The 16,907-nt window shown below is 48.3% G+C and carries 13 protein-coding genes; 3 read left to right on the forward strand and 10 right to left on the reverse strand.

What is annotated here, in order from left to right:
* Positions 1 to 123: 123 nt before the first annotated feature.
* The 3 genes from pyrC to EGC76_RS06575 form a co-directional block, all read right to left on the reverse strand.
* Positions 124 to 1,161: a dihydroorotase gene (pyrC, locus tag EGC76_RS06565; protein WP_128352206.1), complete on the reverse strand. Its 1,038-nt coding sequence runs from the start codon at positions 1,159 to 1,161 to the stop codon at positions 124 to 126.
* A 40-nt stretch (positions 1,162 to 1,201) separates the two neighbouring features.
* Positions 1,202 to 3,529 carry a sensor domain-containing diguanylate cyclase gene (locus tag EGC76_RS06570; RefSeq protein WP_128352207.1) on the reverse strand — a complete coding sequence of 776 codons (2,328 nt, stop codon included), beginning with the start codon at positions 3,527 to 3,529 and terminating at the stop codon, positions 1,202 to 1,204.
* A gap of 121 nt (positions 3,530 to 3,650) precedes the next feature.
* A complete protein-coding gene (locus EGC76_RS06575; protein WP_128352208.1) occupies positions 3,651 to 4,229 on the reverse strand; it encodes a thymidine kinase in 579 nt (192 codons plus the stop codon).
* Positions 4,230 to 4,354: 125 nt separating this feature from the next.
* Here EGC76_RS06575 and EGC76_RS06580 point away from each other — a divergent pair, with 125 nt between their 5' ends.
* Positions 4,355 to 5,584, forward strand: coding sequence for an adenosine deaminase family protein (locus tag EGC76_RS06580; protein WP_128352209.1), 1,230 nt, complete (start codon positions 4,355 to 4,357; stop codon positions 5,582 to 5,584).
* A gap of 71 nt (positions 5,585 to 5,655) precedes the next feature.
* Here EGC76_RS06580 and ssb read toward each other — a convergent pair whose 3' ends face one another.
* Positions 5,656 to 6,228, reverse strand: coding sequence for a single-stranded DNA-binding protein (gene ssb, locus EGC76_RS06585; protein WP_128352210.1), 573 nt, complete (start codon positions 6,226 to 6,228; stop codon positions 5,656 to 5,658).
* 22 nt (positions 6,229 to 6,250) lie between these two features.
* Positions 6,251 to 7,636, reverse strand: coding sequence for an MFS transporter (locus tag EGC76_RS06590; RefSeq protein ID WP_128352211.1), 1,386 nt, complete (start codon positions 7,634 to 7,636; stop codon positions 6,251 to 6,253).
* Positions 7,637 to 7,753: 117 nt separating this feature from the next.
* On the opposite strand from EGC76_RS06590, the gene uvrA reads away from it, so the two are divergent.
* Positions 7,754 to 10,585 (forward strand): excinuclease ABC subunit UvrA, encoded by a 2,832-nt coding sequence (gene uvrA / locus EGC76_RS06595; protein WP_128352212.1) that lies wholly within the window; start codon positions 7,754 to 7,756, stop codon positions 10,583 to 10,585.
* A complete protein-coding gene (gene glsA / locus EGC76_RS06600; RefSeq protein WP_128352213.1) occupies positions 10,582 to 11,538 on the forward strand; it encodes a glutaminase A in 957 nt (318 codons plus the stop codon). Before uvrA ends, glsA begins: the two co-directional genes overlap by 4 nt.
* Here glsA and EGC76_RS06605 read toward each other — a convergent pair.
* From EGC76_RS06605 to rpsL, 5 genes are all read right to left on the reverse strand, one after another.
* Complete coding sequence (locus tag EGC76_RS06605; RefSeq protein WP_128352214.1) at positions 11,535 to 12,299, reverse strand: ABC transporter substrate-binding protein; 765 nt, start codon at positions 12,297 to 12,299, stop codon at positions 11,535 to 11,537. The genes glsA and EGC76_RS06605 overlap by 4 nt on opposite strands.
* 270 nt (positions 12,300 to 12,569) lie before the next feature.
* A complete protein-coding gene (tuf, locus tag EGC76_RS06610) occupies positions 12,570 to 13,754 on the reverse strand; it encodes an elongation factor Tu (RefSeq protein WP_128352215.1) in 1,185 nt (394 codons plus the stop codon).
* A 59-nt stretch (positions 13,755 to 13,813) separates the two neighbouring features.
* Positions 13,814 to 15,937, reverse strand: a complete 2,124-nt coding sequence (gene fusA / locus EGC76_RS06615) for an elongation factor G (protein ID WP_128352216.1) — start codon at positions 15,935 to 15,937, stop codon at positions 13,814 to 13,816.
* Between the two features lie 27 nt (positions 15,938 to 15,964).
* Positions 15,965 to 16,435, reverse strand: coding sequence for a 30S ribosomal protein S7 (gene rpsG / locus EGC76_RS06620; RefSeq protein WP_128352217.1), 471 nt, complete (start codon positions 16,433 to 16,435; stop codon positions 15,965 to 15,967).
* 77 nt (positions 16,436 to 16,512) lie between these two features.
* A complete protein-coding gene (gene rpsL, locus EGC76_RS06625; protein ID WP_128352218.1) occupies positions 16,513 to 16,887 on the reverse strand; it encodes a 30S ribosomal protein S12 in 375 nt (124 codons plus the stop codon).
* Positions 16,888 to 16,907: the final 20 nt, after the last annotated feature.

Here is a 16,907-nt window from a genome sequence, read left to right on the forward strand (position 1 = left end):
CCTTTTTAAATTATACTTTTATTATAGTTATTATTTTATCCCTCAAGCCGTTATAAGACCACGACTTGAGGGGAATTTCTAGCTTGTTAAATTATTCAGCCACTTGTTGTTTTTACGTTAACTTTATTCTAGCTGCCAATTTAATGTTTCGCCAGCCCAATACGGTACCATGGGTCCCACCGCAGTTGAGAGAGATTCTGGAACTCGCCAAGGTTTGCGCACCAAGGTTACTGTTGATGTTGCGCGCGCATAACCGTAAAAATCTGCACCAAAACCACTGGCAAAATTTTCCAGTTTATCCAGCGCATCCATTTGTTCAAAAAACTCTGCATACAACGGTAACGCTGCTGGGGCTGAGTAGCAACCAGCGCAGCCACAAGCGGTCTCTTTTTTCGACTGGGCATGCGGCGCAGAATCTGTTCCGAGAAAGAATTTAGGGCTTCCGGAAACTGCTGCACGACGCAGCTCTAGCTGATGTTCGCGACGCTTCAGTATCGGCAGGCAATAATTATGTGGGCGCACACCGCCCACCAAAAGATGATTACGATTCATCAGCAAGTGCTGCGGAGTAATGGTGGCGGCAACATTGTTACCGTGCTCTTCGACAAAGGCCACGGCATCGGCGGTGGTAATGTGCTCAAGCACCAGCTTTAAGGTTGAATGACGTTGTAAAAGAGGTCGTAAGTAATTGTCTATAAATACTTTTTCTCGGTCAAAAATATCAACGTCAGCTGTCGTTACTTCACCGTGAACCAATAAGGGCACCTGCAGTTTTGCCATTTCAGCAAATACCGCATCCAACCCATTTACATCGGTCACGCCAGCCGCAGAGTTTGTGGTGGCGCCAGATGGATAAAGTTTAAAGCCAATAACATGCGGATCGGCTGCAGCCGCTTGTACCGTTTCGATGTTGGTATCTTGAGTCAGATAAAGAGCCATCAGCGGTTCAAATGAATTACCGGCAGGCCGCGCGGCCTCAATACGTTCACGGTAAGCGCGAGCCTGCTCGACAGAGGTAACCGGTGGAACAAGATTAGGCATGATTACAGCACGCCCAAACACGGCTGCTGTGGCAGGAACTGTGGTGGCTAACAGCTCACCGTCGCGAAGATGAAGGTGCCAATCGTCGGGCGTTGGGATTGTTAGCTCAGTAACCTGCATATCTACCTCAAGTTGTGTTTCGATGGTTATTTCACCGCCATTATACCTCGTCTGCGGCAATACAGCGATTACGACCTTCAGATTTTGCTTGGTAAAGAGCCTTATCTGCGCGAGCGAACCATCTGTCTACATCATTATCGGTTGCCATCAGCTGCGCCACGCCGATACTAATCGATACCGGAATAACTTTGCCGTCCCATGAAAATTCAGTTTTTTCAATGGCATCACGAACACGCTCAGCAGCCAGCATGGCTTGATTGATATCTGCATGTGGCAGTAAAATACCAAACTCCTCACCCCCCTGACGCCCCAGCAAATCACCATCTCGTAGCACTTCTTTGGCAACGTCTGTGAATTGCTTTAGCACTTTATCGCCCGCGGCATGACCAAATGAATCGTTCACCTTTTTAAAATGATCCAAATCGATAATTGCAACGCTTACAGGCATGTCATAGCGCTGCTGTTCAACAAATCGCTGCTCTGCAGCTTCGATAAACACACGACGATTGGCAATTTGGGTCAGCTCATCAATGGTCGCCATACGGCGCAGTTCATCCACAGCGAACTGGCGCTCTTCGTCCATGCGCCGTATATGCATCAAGGTACCAAGCGTGTTCAGCATCGGTTTCAAGGTGGCTAACTGCTCACGTTGATAACCATTTTCTGAGTTTGCGAGCAGCAACATACCCACCACGTGTTGTTTGAAATAAAGCGGCAAAATAAGGGCGTTTTTCAACTCGGGTAATTCAAGTGGGTGAAAGACTGCTTCCTCGGGTTGCACGGGGTTGGGACACAATTGCGGTTCACCGCGCACTAAAACGTGCAGCGCCAATTCACCACTTACTTCAACATCGAGGCCTTGCTTAATTAATTTTTGGTAGGCTGAATTTTTTGTTTCGTCCTCGAGAATACGTAAGCCGTGTAACCACAACATATTTCGTGATCGCGAATTATCCGGTAATTCACCAATTAGCCCAGCTTTGCTGTCGGTTAATTCCATTAACTTTGGCAGGGCAACATCACAGACTTCACTAAAGTCGTTTACAAATAAAAACTCATGCTGCACCGAGCTGACCAAACTCAATACGGCTTCTTGCTGACGACGGCGCTGCTCATTCATGACTTCAGATGTAATGTCATGATGAATACCGACCATGCGCTGAGCTAAGCCTTGTTCATTTGTCTCGATAACCTTACCAATGCTGTGCAGCCAGATATAATGACCGTCTGCATGTAAAAGACGAAACCGCGACTCGAAACGCTCTGATTTGCCTTTGAGGTGTTGTTGCAACGCTGAACGCACACGTTGATAGTCTTGCGGATGAATGAGTTCAGCCCATTTGTTGTTGCGCGCATAAGTCTCATCGCGCCCCAACAGTTCCTCCCAGGTGTGGTCAACCTCGACCCACTGGTCAAACAAATACCATTCCCAGGTGGCTAAGTTTCCGGCTTCAAGCGCCATAGCAATGCTTTGATTGGCGTGCTGTAAACTCAATTCTAAATTTTTACGCTTGGTACTGTCATGCAAATAACCGCGCACTCGCACAATTTTCCCGCTGTGATCACGGTCAGCCCGGGCGAAATGATGCACCCAACGGATATCTTGTGATGGCGTAACCACGCGGTACTCAATTTCTAACGACTCTTGCTTACCATCAAGAACTGCTTGCATGCGTTTTAATAATTCTTGTCTATCGGCGCTATGCACGATGGTTTCATAGCGCACCTCGGGGTCGAGCAAATAAGTCTCTGAATAACCCAGCACCCGCTCAACATTCTCCGCCACGTAAATGAGGTGCGCTTCCGGTTCAACTTGCCAAACCACTGCTGCTACTGGACCTTGCGCCAATACCTGACGCTCCTGCTCGTAGTTACTCATAGCAAAGCGCCCGAGCAGCTCATTCTTGACCCACTCGGCTAAGGTTTCCAGCCATTGCTGTTGTTGCGCAGTAAATACATGCGGTTTTGAATCAATGACACAGAGCGTGCCGATATAAGTTTGGGGAGCTATCTCAATAGGAGCGCCAGCATAGAAACGTATCCCTCCACTGGCGGTAACAAGCGGGTTGCCAATGAAGCGCGGATCTTCTCGTGTGTCGTTGATAACCATGGTTGAACCCTGTGCTATGGCATGGGCACACATGGAAACTTCGCGCGGTGTTTCACTTGCGTTGAAGCCAACTTTGGATTTGAACCATTGTCTATCGCTATCAATCAGACTAATCAGTACCGTCTCAACACCGAATAACTGCTTGACCATCAGTGTTATTTTTTCAAATATCGGCTCCGGCTCGGTGTCTAAGATATCGAGCTCGTGCAGCAAATGCAGACGTTCCAATTCATTGTTTGGTACCGGTGCTGACTTCATCGACTCTCCGAACAGGTTGATTATTGTTCTGTATCAAATAGTAGCAGACTTTTATCTAGATCATTGACGTGATTACGCAAAGTAACTTTTTGATTTCGGGTAATTAGGGCACCGATAATGCTTACCAGTCGAGCTTTTCTTTCCAATGCTTACGGCAGCAAGAGATGTAACGATCATTGCCGCCAATGGCTATCTGGTCCCCTTCTTTTACGGCGTTACCTTGTGCATCAATACGCAGATTCATGGTTGCTTTACGCCCGCAAAAGCAGATGGTTTTCATTTCCGCAACTTTATCTGCCACCGCCAATAAAACACCGCTGCCCGGAAAAGCCTTGCCGAAAGCGTCGCTGCGAATGCCGTAACACATGACTGGAATATCCATACGATCAACCACTTCAGTGAGCTGCCAAACTTGCGCTTCGGTCAGAAACTGTGATTCATCAATTAGCACACAGTCTATAGGCTGACGTTGGTGCCGCGCGTCAATCAGCGCTGCTAAGTCGGTCGTATTTGAAAATGCCAATGCTTCACGGTCAATTCCGAGGCGCGATGCAATACGGCCATGCCCCGCCCGATCGTCAATCGATGGCGTTAATAGCAGAACGCGTTGGTCACGTTCTTCGTAGTTATGTGCCACTTGCAGCAATGAAGTGCTCTTGCCAGCGTTCATTGCCGAGTAGGTAAAATAAAGTGAAGCCATAGGTTCCGTTAATCGTTAGTTTAATCGTTATAAGTGTCTATGTTTTTGGAAGTAACGACAAGTGTTAGCGTTCGAATAACTGCAGTTAAATGGTATACTTCGTCAACTTAATCAAGGAGAAGTCAATGACCACAACATACTCCCACGCCTTTCTAAAAGCCATGCCAAAAGCTGACCTGCATCTGCATTTAGATGGCAGTTTACGCCCACAAGGTTTAATTGAAATGGCCAAGCGCAGTGGCGTTGAATTGCCATCCTACACGGTAGATGGCTTGTATGATCTGGTATTTAAAGAGTCCTACCAGAATTTAGGCGAGTACTTGAATGGTTTTCAGTACACCTGTGCGGTGTTGCGCGACATGGAAAACCTTGAACAAGCAGCCTACGAATTAGCGCAAGACAACCTTGCCGAAGGCGTTATTTACATCGAAGCGCGTTTCGCGCCACAGTTGATGATGGACCCAGCTCGCGGTATTGATTTTGATACGGTTATGCATGCCACTAACAAGGGCCTTGCGCGCGCTAAACATGAATACAATTCGCAAACAGCTGTGCGCGAAGGGCATAAGCCTCCGTTTGACTATGGCATCATTAATTGCGCCATGCGCATGTTCGGCAAAAAAGGCTTCTCACCTTATTACACGCAGTTATTTCAAATGTTGCGCGACCATGAGCCAAAGCAAGTTATCAAAACTGCTGCCATGGAAATGATTCGTGCCAGTGTGCGCTTACGCGATGAAGAAGGTTTGCCAATAGTTGGCCTTGATATTGCCGGACAAGAAATGGGCTACCCGGCGCACGATTTCAAAGAGGTTTATGAATATGCGCACCAAAACTTCTTGCTGAAAACGGTTCACGCTGGCGAAGCATATGGCGCCGAAAGTATTTTTGAAGCTTTAACACAGTGCTATGCCGACCGACTCGGCCACGGCTACTCGTTGTTTTCGCCCGAAATGATTCAAGACCCGAAAATATCTGATAAAGAAGACTATGCACGACGCTTGGCCTCGTTTATTGCTGACCGACGTATTGCCGTAGAAGTGTGTATTACCAGTAATTTGCAGACGAATCCGGATATCGGCGATGTTCGCAATCACAACTTCAAGCATATGTTCAATCACCGTCTTGCCACCGTTATTTGTACGGACAACCGATTGGTTTCGCGCACTACGGTTACCCAAGAGTATGAACTGGCGTTAAGCGCTGTGGATGTCCCGTTGAAGCGGCTAAAAGATATGGTTGCCTATGGCTTTAAGAAAAACTTTTTTGCTGGCGATTACATTGAAAAACGCGCTTACGCAAAAAAAGCGTTGGAATATTTTGATACTGTGGCAGCCGAGCACGGCATAAAATAATTTTCTCGGCGGCGCTCGCTTACTTTCTTCCCCCATAAAAAAAACCCCTAAAAAGGGGCTTTCGTAAAAGGCTAGAACGGGATATCGTCATCAAAATCTTGATCTGGGATGAACGGTTCTTGTTCTTGCTTCGGCTGTTGGGCCGGCTGTTGATTGAAGTTTTGCGCAGGCGCTTGGCGCTGTTGAGCACCCGGCTGAGCTGCTGGCTTCTGACCACCTTGTTGGCCGCCTTGCTGACCACCAAAACCGCCAGCTTGTTGTCCGCCACCATAGCCACCTTGGCCACCGCCTTGGCCGCCACCGGGACGCCCGTCTAACATTTGCAGATCGTTAATTACGATTTCAGTTGTGTAGCGCTCAACGCCGTCTTGGCCCTGCCATTTACGTGTCTGCAAACGCCCTTCTACGTAGACTTTTGAGCCTTTCTTCAAGTACTCACCAGCGATTTCAGCTAACCGGCGATACGCGACACAACGGTGCCATTCTGTTTGCTCGCGCGGCTCGCCGGTTTGCTTGTCTTTCCATGTTTCGCTAGTCGCAATTGACAAGTTTGCAATGGCAGTATTATTTTGTGTGTAGCGCACCTCTGGATCAGCGCCTAAATTACCGATGAGAATTACTTTATTTATACCGCGACTGGCCATGCCATCTGCTCCTTCAATATTCTTATGTTCTGTACGGCGCTAACTGCGCCTCTACGTCCGCATCATTGTAATCTGTTTTGTGTACTTTTAAATACACCGTATGTTCTGCTGCGACTATGCGCACTTCTTCCACGCCAGTAACGCGACTGAGCTGCTCGGCAAGCCCATCTGACTGTGCTGCCGACAACTTCGGCAAGGTATAACTGACACTTTGTTGCTGCGGTGGAGGCTGCATGCCAAAACTAACCACGAACCAGCATAGTAGCAGCACCACACAAAAAATCCCAACACCTAAAAGCCCAAAATGTTGGTAAATTGAGCCGCCGGCGGCACCGCCAATAAACGCCCCTAAAAACTGAAAGGTTGAGTAAATTCCACTGGCACTGCCCTTTCGGCCTGCAGGTGCGAAGCGCGTCAACGAAGACGGCAACGTTGCTTCAAGGAAGTTAAACCCAGTAAAAAATAATACAACAGCAATAGCCAAGTACGCCCAATGCGCCGGCACAAATGCGATAACACCTACCGCAATAGCAACCAAAGCAATCGCAACACGGAAATAGTGCGGCTGCTGACGTTGCCGCTCAGCTCTAATTAACATGGGTATCATTAAAGCAAACGAGAATAATAGCGTTGGCAGGTAAAGCCACGCATGTTCATCCGCAGCCAAACCACCGCGCATCAATTGCAGCGGTACCACCACGAAAAATGCGGTAAGTACGCAGTGCAATACCAGCACACCAAAATTAAGACGAGCCAGTTGCGGATTCTTAAAAAGTTGCCCTAATTCACTCGAAAGCGGGATTAAGTCGCCCCGCGCTGATTTCTGCGACACACTTGGTACGGCCGCCAATAACACCACAATACCGAACACTGCGCTCACAGCTGTAAAATAGAACAGGCCGGACAGCCCTATTTGTGCACCCAGTAACGGCCCGAGTACTAACGCCAAGGCAAACGATAGGCCAATAAACATGCCAATAGTTGCCATAACTTTTGGGCGCTGCGAGTCGCGCGTGATATCGGCCGCAAGTGCCAAAATAGCTGCAGCTATCGCCCCGGTGCCCTGCAACGCGCGACCAATGACAACGCCAACAAGGGTATCGGCCCATGCCGCCACTAAACTGCCTAAAGCGAATAGAATTAAGCCGCCGACAATAACAGGTTTGCGGCCGATTCGATCAGACAGCATGCCCAAAGGGATCTGCAGCAAGGCTTGGGTTAAACCGTATGCACCAATGGCAAGACCAATCAGTAACGGCGTGTAATCTGGGTACTGTTGGCCATAAATTGCAATAACGGGCATGATCAAAAACAGGCCCAGCATACGTAATCCAAACACAGCAGCTAAAGCACCGGAGGCGCGCCGCTCTATGGGTGTTAGTCGGTTGTCTTGGTTTTGCTGTCGCATGAAATTCTCATTGCTGCAGGAAAAAATCGCTGGCCATTGTACCAGAAGGTATCGGTTGTGCGATAATACTCGTTTCATTCAATCGCTTGTTATTGGCAACGGAGAGTTGTAGTTCTCATGGATAAAATAGAAATCCGCGGTGCCCGCACCCACAACCTGAAAAACATCAATGTGACCATACCGCGTGACAAATTGGTGGTTATTACGGGGCTGTCTGGCTCGGGTAAGTCGTCGCTAGCGTTTGATACTCTTTATGCTGAAGGTCAGCGTCGCTACGTTGAGTCCCTGTCGGCCTACGCACGTCAGTTTTTGTCACTCATGGAAAAACCTGATGTTGATAGCATTGAAGGGTTGTCACCCGCCATTTCCATTGAACAGAAATCAACGTCTCACAACCCACGTTCAACCGTGGGTACCATTACCGAAATTTATGATTACTTGCGCTTAATGTTCGCACGGGTCGGTGAACCCCGTTGCCCAACACACAATGTTGCGTTGGCGGCACAAACGGTTTCGCAAATGGTCGACCAAGTATTGGCTTTACCTGAAGGTGAAAAGCTGATGATTGTGGCCCCGATCATTCAGGAGCGTAAAGGGGAACACACCAAGGTACTTGAAAACCTTGCCGCGCAAGGTTTTATCCGCGCCCGCATTGATGGCGAGCTCTGCGACTTGAGCGATCCGCCAAAACTGGAGCTGCAAAAGAAGCACACCATTGAGGTGGTCGTCGACCGAATTAAAGTGCGTGAAGGCTTAGGGCTACGGTTAGCTGAGTCATTTGAAACGGCATTGGAATTAAGTGGTGGCACGGCCTTGGTGGTGCCCATGGAAACTGATTCAGATGTTGCTGATATTGTATTTTCGGCCAACTTTGCCTGCCCGCATTGCGGTTACAGTATGCAAGAATTGGAACCACGGTTGTTTTCGTTCAACAACCCGGCCGGCGCGTGCGGTTCGTGCGACGGGCTGGGTATTGAGCAGTTTTTTGACCCGGCAAAAGTGGTAACGAACCCGGAACTCAGTTTAACTGGCGGCGCAATTCGCGGCTGGGACAAACGTAATTTTTATTACTATCAAATGCTGCAGTCACTGTCGCGCCACTATAAATTTGACCTCAACAAACCTTTTGCAAGTATCAGTGAAGAACACCAAAAGGTTGTGCTGTTTGGCAGTGGCAAAGAGGAAATTGAATTCACCTATATGAATGACCGCGGCGACCGCGTTGCCCGCACGCACGCATTTGAAGGGATTATTCCCAACATGCAGCGCCGTTACCGTGAAACCGACTCCATGGCGGTACGTGAAGACTTGTCGAAATATTTAGCGTCACAACCCTGTAAGAGTTGTAACGGTGCTCGTTTGCGCCAGGAAGCGCGCCATGTGTATGTGAACGACACCACGTTACCTCAAGTGGTTGAGCGCTCAATAGGCGATGCCCTCGCCTTTTTTGAACAGCTTGAACTGGAAGGTCAGCGCGCACAAATTGCCGAAAAAATATTGAAAGAAATCAACGACCGGCTTGGCTTTCTTGTCAACGTCGGCTTGAACTACTTAAGCCTTTCGCGCAGCGCTGAAACTTTATCCGGCGGCGAAGCACAACGCATTCGACTTGCCTCACAAATCGGGGCCGGTTTGGTTGGCGTGATGTACGTACTGGACGAGCCGTCGATTGGTTTGCACCAACGTGATAACGAACGCTTGTTAGGAACCTTGACGCGTCTACGCGACCTCGGCAACACAGTCATCGTGGTCGAACACGATGAGGATGCGATACGCGCAGCCGACCATGTTATCGATATTGGCCCTGGTGCTGGTGTGCACGGCGGTGAGATCATTGCGCAAGGCCACTATGAAGATATCATGGCCAATGAAGCGTCACTGACCGGCGACTACCTGTCGGGTCGCAAAGCCATAGAGATACCTAAAAAACGCAATAAACCCGGTAAGCACTGGGTTCACCTTAAGGGCGCCTCCGGGAACAACCTGAAAGACGTCGACGCGAAGATTCCTACGGGATTAATGACCTGTGTAACGGGCGTTTCCGGCTCCGGTAAATCGACCCTGATTAACGACACCTTGTTCCGCATTGCACACCGTGAGCTGAACAAAGCAACAGCTAATGAGCCAGCACCATACGCAAGTATCGATGGCATGCAGTTCTTAGATAAAGTGGTGGATATCGACCAAAGCCCTATCGGCCGTACACCGCGTTCAAATCCAGCGACTTACACTGGCATTTTTACCCCCATTCGTGAACTCTATGCGGGTACGGAAGAAGCACGTTCGCGTGGGTATAAAGTTGGACGCTTCAGCTTTAACGTGCGCGGCGGACGCTGCGAGGCCTGCCAAGGTGACGGCGTGATTAAGGTTGAAATGCACTTCTTACCTGATGTGTATGTGCCATGCGATGTCTGTAAAGGCAAACGCTATAATCGTGAAACATTAGAAATTAAATACAAAGGCAAAAGCATTCACGAAGTGCTGGATATGACCGTTGAAGATGCGCGCGAGTTTTTCGCACCCATTCCAGCTATCGCGCGCAAGTTACAAACACTTATCGACGTAGGTTTGTCTTATATTCGTTTGGGGCAATCTGCAACGACCCTTTCTGGCGGCGAAGCACAGCGGGTTAAATTGGCGCGCGAACTGTCGAAACGCGATACCGGTAAAACTTTGTATATCCTTGATGAGCCGACCACCGGCCTGCATTTTCATGATATTCAACAGTTGCTTACCGTATTGCACCGGTTACGCGATCACGGCAACACCATTGTCATCATTGAGCACAATCTTGATGTGATTAAAACGGCTGATTGGATCATCGATTTAGGCCCAGAGGGCGGCTCAGGTGGTGGTGAGATTTTGACGGCAGGTGCGCCAGAAGATATCGTTGATTGTGAACGTTCGCATACCGCACGCTTCCTAAAACCATTATTGAAGGCGAAATGAGCAAAGATGTGATCAGCGGCGGGCAATCGATTCATGCCCCAGACAACCTGAAGCCCTTGTTGGAAAAGATTTTGCAGCAAGCCTTGAGCGTGAACGAAGGAAAAGTCGCTGATTACATTCCGGCTTTAGCTGAAGTGAATCCAGAGTATTGCGCGCTGACGGTAGCAACGCTCGACGGGAATGTCACTTCGGTTGGTGATACTACGACGCCCTTTTCTATTCAGTCGATTTCTAAAATATTCGGACTCATGTTAGCCATGGAACGTTTGGGCGATCCGCTTTGGGACCGCGTACAAATGGAACCCTCTGGCCAACCGTTCAACTCAATTGTGCAGTTAGAGTGGGAGAAGGGCATCCCCCGTAATCCAATGATTAACGCGGGTGCCATTTTAGTGAGCGACGTACTTGTCAGTCACTACTCCGCCAGTAAATCAGCCTTATTGAGCATGGTACGTAGCTTATGTGGCAGTGATAATGTATGTGTCGACTCGCGGGTTCACGAATCTGAACGCGAACACGGCTCACGCAACTCGGCTTTAGCCTATTTGATGAAGAGTTTTGGCAATATCGAATCGGATGTGGAAGAGGTGCTTGATCATTATTTTTGGCAATGCGCCTTGACCATGACCACAGAAGACCTGGCACGCAGTCTAGCGTTCTTAGCGAACCGAGGCGTGTGTCCGCGCACCGGCGCTCAGATAACATCACACAGAGACGCTCAGCGCGTTAATGCGCTATTGAGCACCAGTGGCATGTACGATCAATCAGGACAGTTCGCCTTTACAGTCGGGTTACCAGCTAAAAGTGGCGTTGGCGGAGGAATTATTGCGATTGTACCGGACTACGGCGTGATATGTGCCTGGAGTCCACCCTTGAATGCCTTCGGCAACTCGGCGCGCAGCATGTTTATGATTCGCGAGCTGGCCAATAAGTTAGGTTTAAGCGTCTATTAAGACAAGCCTGGTTCCGTTTTTACGTGAAAACGCTGAAAGATTTCCATCAATTTACCTTGTTGCTTCAATTGCTTGAGAAAGCGCTTAAACTCGCTCGGTTTTACCGTTTTCCCAGCACTAATCACAGCCCGTAACTTATAAACTCCATAAGGCTTGTCCGACAACAGCAGCTGTTCGCGTTCTGTTTCCGTCAACATGGTCTGAATAAAGTCATCTGCCAACATGATGAGATCAAGACGTCCATTCATAAGCATGCGTAAGTTTGCGTGGTGCGAATGGGTTAAGTAAATCCCGTATTGCTCTTCGAGTACACGGTTATCCTTTTCGTTGGCAGCAAATGGATAGTGATAGCCAACAATACCGCCGAATCGAAGCCCCTTAGTTTCAAAAAACTGCTGGCCTCTATTGATTTGCTTCATAGCAACAAAGCGTTCGCGACCTATCAATAAGGGTTCAGTAACTTCTACCGGATATTCAGCGTCCTGCCAGCCCCAACTTGGGTCTTCAAATAGCATCAAATCACAACAGCCTTTTTCGCTTAAAGCAAAATAGCGGCCGTTTGGCGCAACGCGCTCAAGTGTGAACAGGTACTTATCTTGAATATTGTTAAGCTCATTCAACACCTCGCCAATAAGATGGCTATCCATGGTGTCGGAATAATACGGCGGAAATTCAAACGCCGCTACACGTACATTGATGGGGTCTGCGATCGCTGGAAGGGCAAAGCCCAAAGCTATTATTATTTTAATTAGATGCTTCAACGGTAATTGCACTCCATTTTCATTGCAACTATCGTTTACGTTAACGGCAGTAATGTCAAGTTCGTTAATCGCTGTTCGTTATTCGTTATTCGTGCGCTACGCTGTTCGTCCGCTTCGCTGTTCGGCAAAATACTTCGAATAGTGAGGCGAAGCCGAACGGACGAACAGTGAACGCAGTGAACGCACGAATAACGTTTAACGCTTTTGCAATTAAAAAAGGGAGCCGAAGCTCCCCTTTCATCAATATCCGTAAACGGATACCTCTGCACATTAAGCGATGATCTTAGATACTACGCCTGCGCCTACTGTACGGCCACCTTCACGGATTGCGAAGCGTAAACCTTCGTCCATCGCGATTGGGTGAATCAGTTCAACAACAAATTTCAAGTTGTCGCCTGGCATTACCATTTCTACGCCTTCTGGCAACTGTACTGCACCAGTTACGTCAGTAGTACGGAAGTAGAACTGTGGACGATAGCCTTTGAAGAATGGAGTGTGACGTCCGCCTTCTTCTTTGGTCAATACATACACTTCTGCTTCGAACTGCGTGTGTGGAGTGATTGAACCTGGCTTCGCCAATACTTGGCCACGTTGAATTTCGTCACGCTTCGTACCACGCAACAACGCACCAATGTTCTCACCTGCACGACCTTCGTCAAGCAACTTACGGAACATCTCTACACCAGTTACGATTGTCTTCGTAGTATCTTGGATACCTACGATTTCTACTTCGTCACCAGTACGAACGATACCGCGCTCTACACGACCTGTTACTACTGTACCACGGCCTGAGATTGAGAATACGTCTTCGATTGGCATGATGAACGGCTTATCGATATCACGCTCTGGCTCTGGAATGTATGAATCCAATGCTTCTGCCAATTCTACAATCTTCGCTTCCCACTTCTCTTCGCCTTCCAATGCTTTCAATGCTGAACCTTGGATTACTGGCAAATCGTCGCCTGGGAAATCGTATTCTGAAAGAAGTTCACGAACTTCCATCTCTACCAATTCCAACAACTCTTCATCGTCTACCATGTCACATTTGTTCATGAATACGATGATGTATGGAACGCCTACCTGACGTGACAACAAGATGTGCTCACGCGTTTGTGGCATTGGGCCGTCAGTCGCAGCTACTACCAAGATAGCGCCGTCCATCTGCGCAGCACCGGTGATCATGTTTTTCACATAGTCAGCGTGTCCTGGGCAGTCTACGTGTGCGTAGTGACGTGCCGGAGTATCATACTCAACGTGTGACGTTGCGATGGTGATACCACGTGCTTTTTCTTCTGGTGCGTTATCGATTTGATCGAACGCACGTGCTGAACCACCGTAGGTTTTCGCCAATACCGTGGTGATCGCAGCGGTCAGAGTAGTTTTACCGTGGTCAACGTGGCCGATTGTACCTACGTTAACGTGCGGTTTGGAACGTTCAAATTTTTCTTTAGCCATGACTTTTCCTTAACTTAAGTTAAAAGTCCGGTCCCTTAAAGAACCGGACCAGACTCTACTTAATCTTTAGTTTGACGAGCAGAAATAACCTGCTCAGCAATGTTGTTTGGTGCTTCAGCGTACTTCAAGAATTCCATTGCATAAGATGCACGGCCCTGAGTCTGCGAACGCAGGTCAGTAGCGTAACCGAACATTTCTGATAATGGAACTTGTGCACGTACCTCTTTCAGTCCACCAGGGCCATCTTCCATACCCTCGATGATACCGCGACGACGGTTCAAGTCACCAACCACGTCACCCATGAAGTCTTCAGGGGTAACTACTTCAACTTTCATCATTGGTTCAAGAAGCGCTGGGCGAGCTTGTTGGGCACCTTTCTTAAATGCCATGCTACCTGCGATCTTAAATGCCATTTCTGATGAGTCGACATCGTGGTATGAACCATCGTACAAGGTCGCTTTCACGCCAAGTACTGGGTAACCAGCAATTACACCATTCTGCATTTGCTCTTGGATACCTTTATCTACCGCAGGGATGTATTCCTTCGGTACTACACCACCAACGATTTCGTTCACGAACTGATAGTTCGGCGCGTCATCATCGTTTGCGTCAAATTCCATTGGTTCAATTTTCAACCAAACGTGACCAAACTGACCGCGACCACCTGATTGACGTACGAACTTACCTTCAACTTCCACTGCTTGGCGGATAGTTTCACGGTACGCAACCTGTGGTTTACCAACGTTACATTCAACTTTGAATTCACGCTTCATACGGTCAACGATGATGTCTAAGTGAAGCTCGCCCATACCAGAAATAATGGTTTGGCCTGATTCTTCATCAGTTTTAACGCGGAACGATGGATCTTCTGCAGCCAATTTACCTAAAGCAATACCCATTTTTTCTTGGTCAGCTTTAGTTTTTGGTTCTACAGCAACAGAGATTACTGGCTCTGGGAACTCCATACGCTCTAGCGTGATGATGTTGTTCGGGTCACACAAGGTGTCACCGGTAGTTACATCTTTCAAACCGATAGCTGCTGCAATGTCGCCCGCCAAGATTTCTTTGATTTCTTTACGGTCGTTTGCGTGCATCTGTACCATACGGCCGATACGCTCGCGCTTGCTCTTCACTGGGTTATACACGGTGTCGCCCTGAGACAGAACGCCCGAGTAAACGCGCAAGAAGGTTAAAGTACCTACGAACGGGTCAGTTGCAATCTTGAACGCCAACGCTGAGAACGGCTCGTCATCAGATGACTTACGCACGCCTTCAGATTCGTCGTCAAGAATACCGCGGATCGCCTTAACTTCAGTTGGTGAAGGTAAGTATTCGATAACCGCGTCAAGCATTGCTTGAACACCCTTGTTCTTAAATGCAGAACCACATAGGCACAAAATGATTTCGTTGTTCAGAGTACGTGCACGCAAACCAGCTTTGATTTCAGCTTCAGTCAAATCACCTTCTTCAAGGTACTTGTTCATCAACTCTTCGTTAGCTTCGGCGGCTGCTTCAACAAGCTCTGCGTGATACGCATCTGCTTCTTCACGTAGTTCTGCTGGAATCTCTTCGTAGCTGAAAGTCATACCCTGGTCTTCTTCATTCCAGTTGATAGCTTTCATTTTGATCAAATCAATAACGCCTTTGAAGTGGTCTTCCGCGCCAATCGGTAAATGGATTGGTACAGGAACCGCTGCTAAGCGGGTTTTGATTTGGCCTACTACGCGCAAGAAATCTGCACCAGCACGGTCCATTTTGTTTACGAATACCATACGCGGTACTTCGTATTTGTCCGCCTGACGCCAAACTGTTTCAGTTTGCGGCTGCACACCAGAAGATGCACACAACACCACTACAGCGCCATCAAGTACACGCAGTGAACGTTCAACTTCGATAGTGAAGTCAACGTGTCCTGGAGTATCGATAACGTTGATACGGTGTTCAGGGAACTGCTGGTCCATACCTTTCCAGAAAGCAGTTACAGCAGCAGAGGTAATAGTAATACCACGCTCTTGTTCTTGCTCCATCCAGTCGGTAGTCGCTGCACCGTCATGTACCTCACCTAATTTGTGAGACAAGCCGGTGTAGAACAACACACGTTCAGTGGTGGTTGTTTTACCTGCGTCTACGTGAGCACAGATACCGATATTACGGTAGCGCTCAATCGATGTTTGTCGAGCCATAAATTCCTCTTTGGGTTAACTGTGAATTTACCAGCGATAGTGTGCGAACGCTTTGTTCGCTTCGGCCATACGGTGGACGTCTTCACGCTTCTTCACAGCAGAGCCTTTATTTTCTGATGCATCTAGCATTTCACCTGCCAGACGCTGAGCCATGGATTTTTCACCCCGAGTACGCGCAGCATCAACTAACCAGCGCATAGCCAGTGCATTGCGGCGAACAGGACGTACTTCTACTGGTACTTGGTAGGTTGAACCACCAACACGACGAGATTTAACCTCGACAGTAGGACGAACGTTGTCCAGCGCAGTTTCAAAAATTTCAAGGTGGTCTTTACCCGACTTCTCAGTCAGGATGTCTAACGCACCGTAAATAATGTTTTCAGCGACAGATTTTTTGCCGTCAACCATGACGACATTGATGAACTTAGCCAACAACTCTGATCCGAACTTAGGATCTGGTAAAATTTTACGTTGACCTATGACGCGTCTTCTTGGCATCTCAATATTCTCCGATTAATTCAGGTTATTACCCAAAACTTTCTAATGAACAGTTTGGCCTTACTAACGGAGAACCGTTAAGATTTTGGCCGTTTTGCGCCGTACTTTGAACGAGCTTGGCGGCGATCATTTACGCCTGCACAGTCTAAAGCACCACGAACTGTATGATAACGAACACCTGGCAAGTCTTTTACACGGCCGCCGCGAATCAATACGACAGAGTGCTCTTGCAGGTTGTGACCTTCACCACCGATGTACGAAGAAACTTCGAAACCGTTAGTCAAACGTACACGGCATACTTTACGCAGTGCAGAGTTTGGCTTCTTTGGGGTGGTTGTATAAACACGGGTACATACACCGCGTTTTTGTGGGCAAGCCTCAAGTGCCGGTACGTTGCTTTTCACAACCGGCTTTTGACGACCTTTGCGCACCAGCTGGTTAACTGTTGCCATTCATTACTCCTGACTTATGT

Origin of the sequence: Pseudidiomarina gelatinasegens, from assembly GCF_004025325.1 — a bacterium.
Lineage (GTDB): Bacteria > Pseudomonadota > Gammaproteobacteria > Enterobacterales > Alteromonadaceae > Pseudidiomarina > Pseudidiomarina gelatinasegens.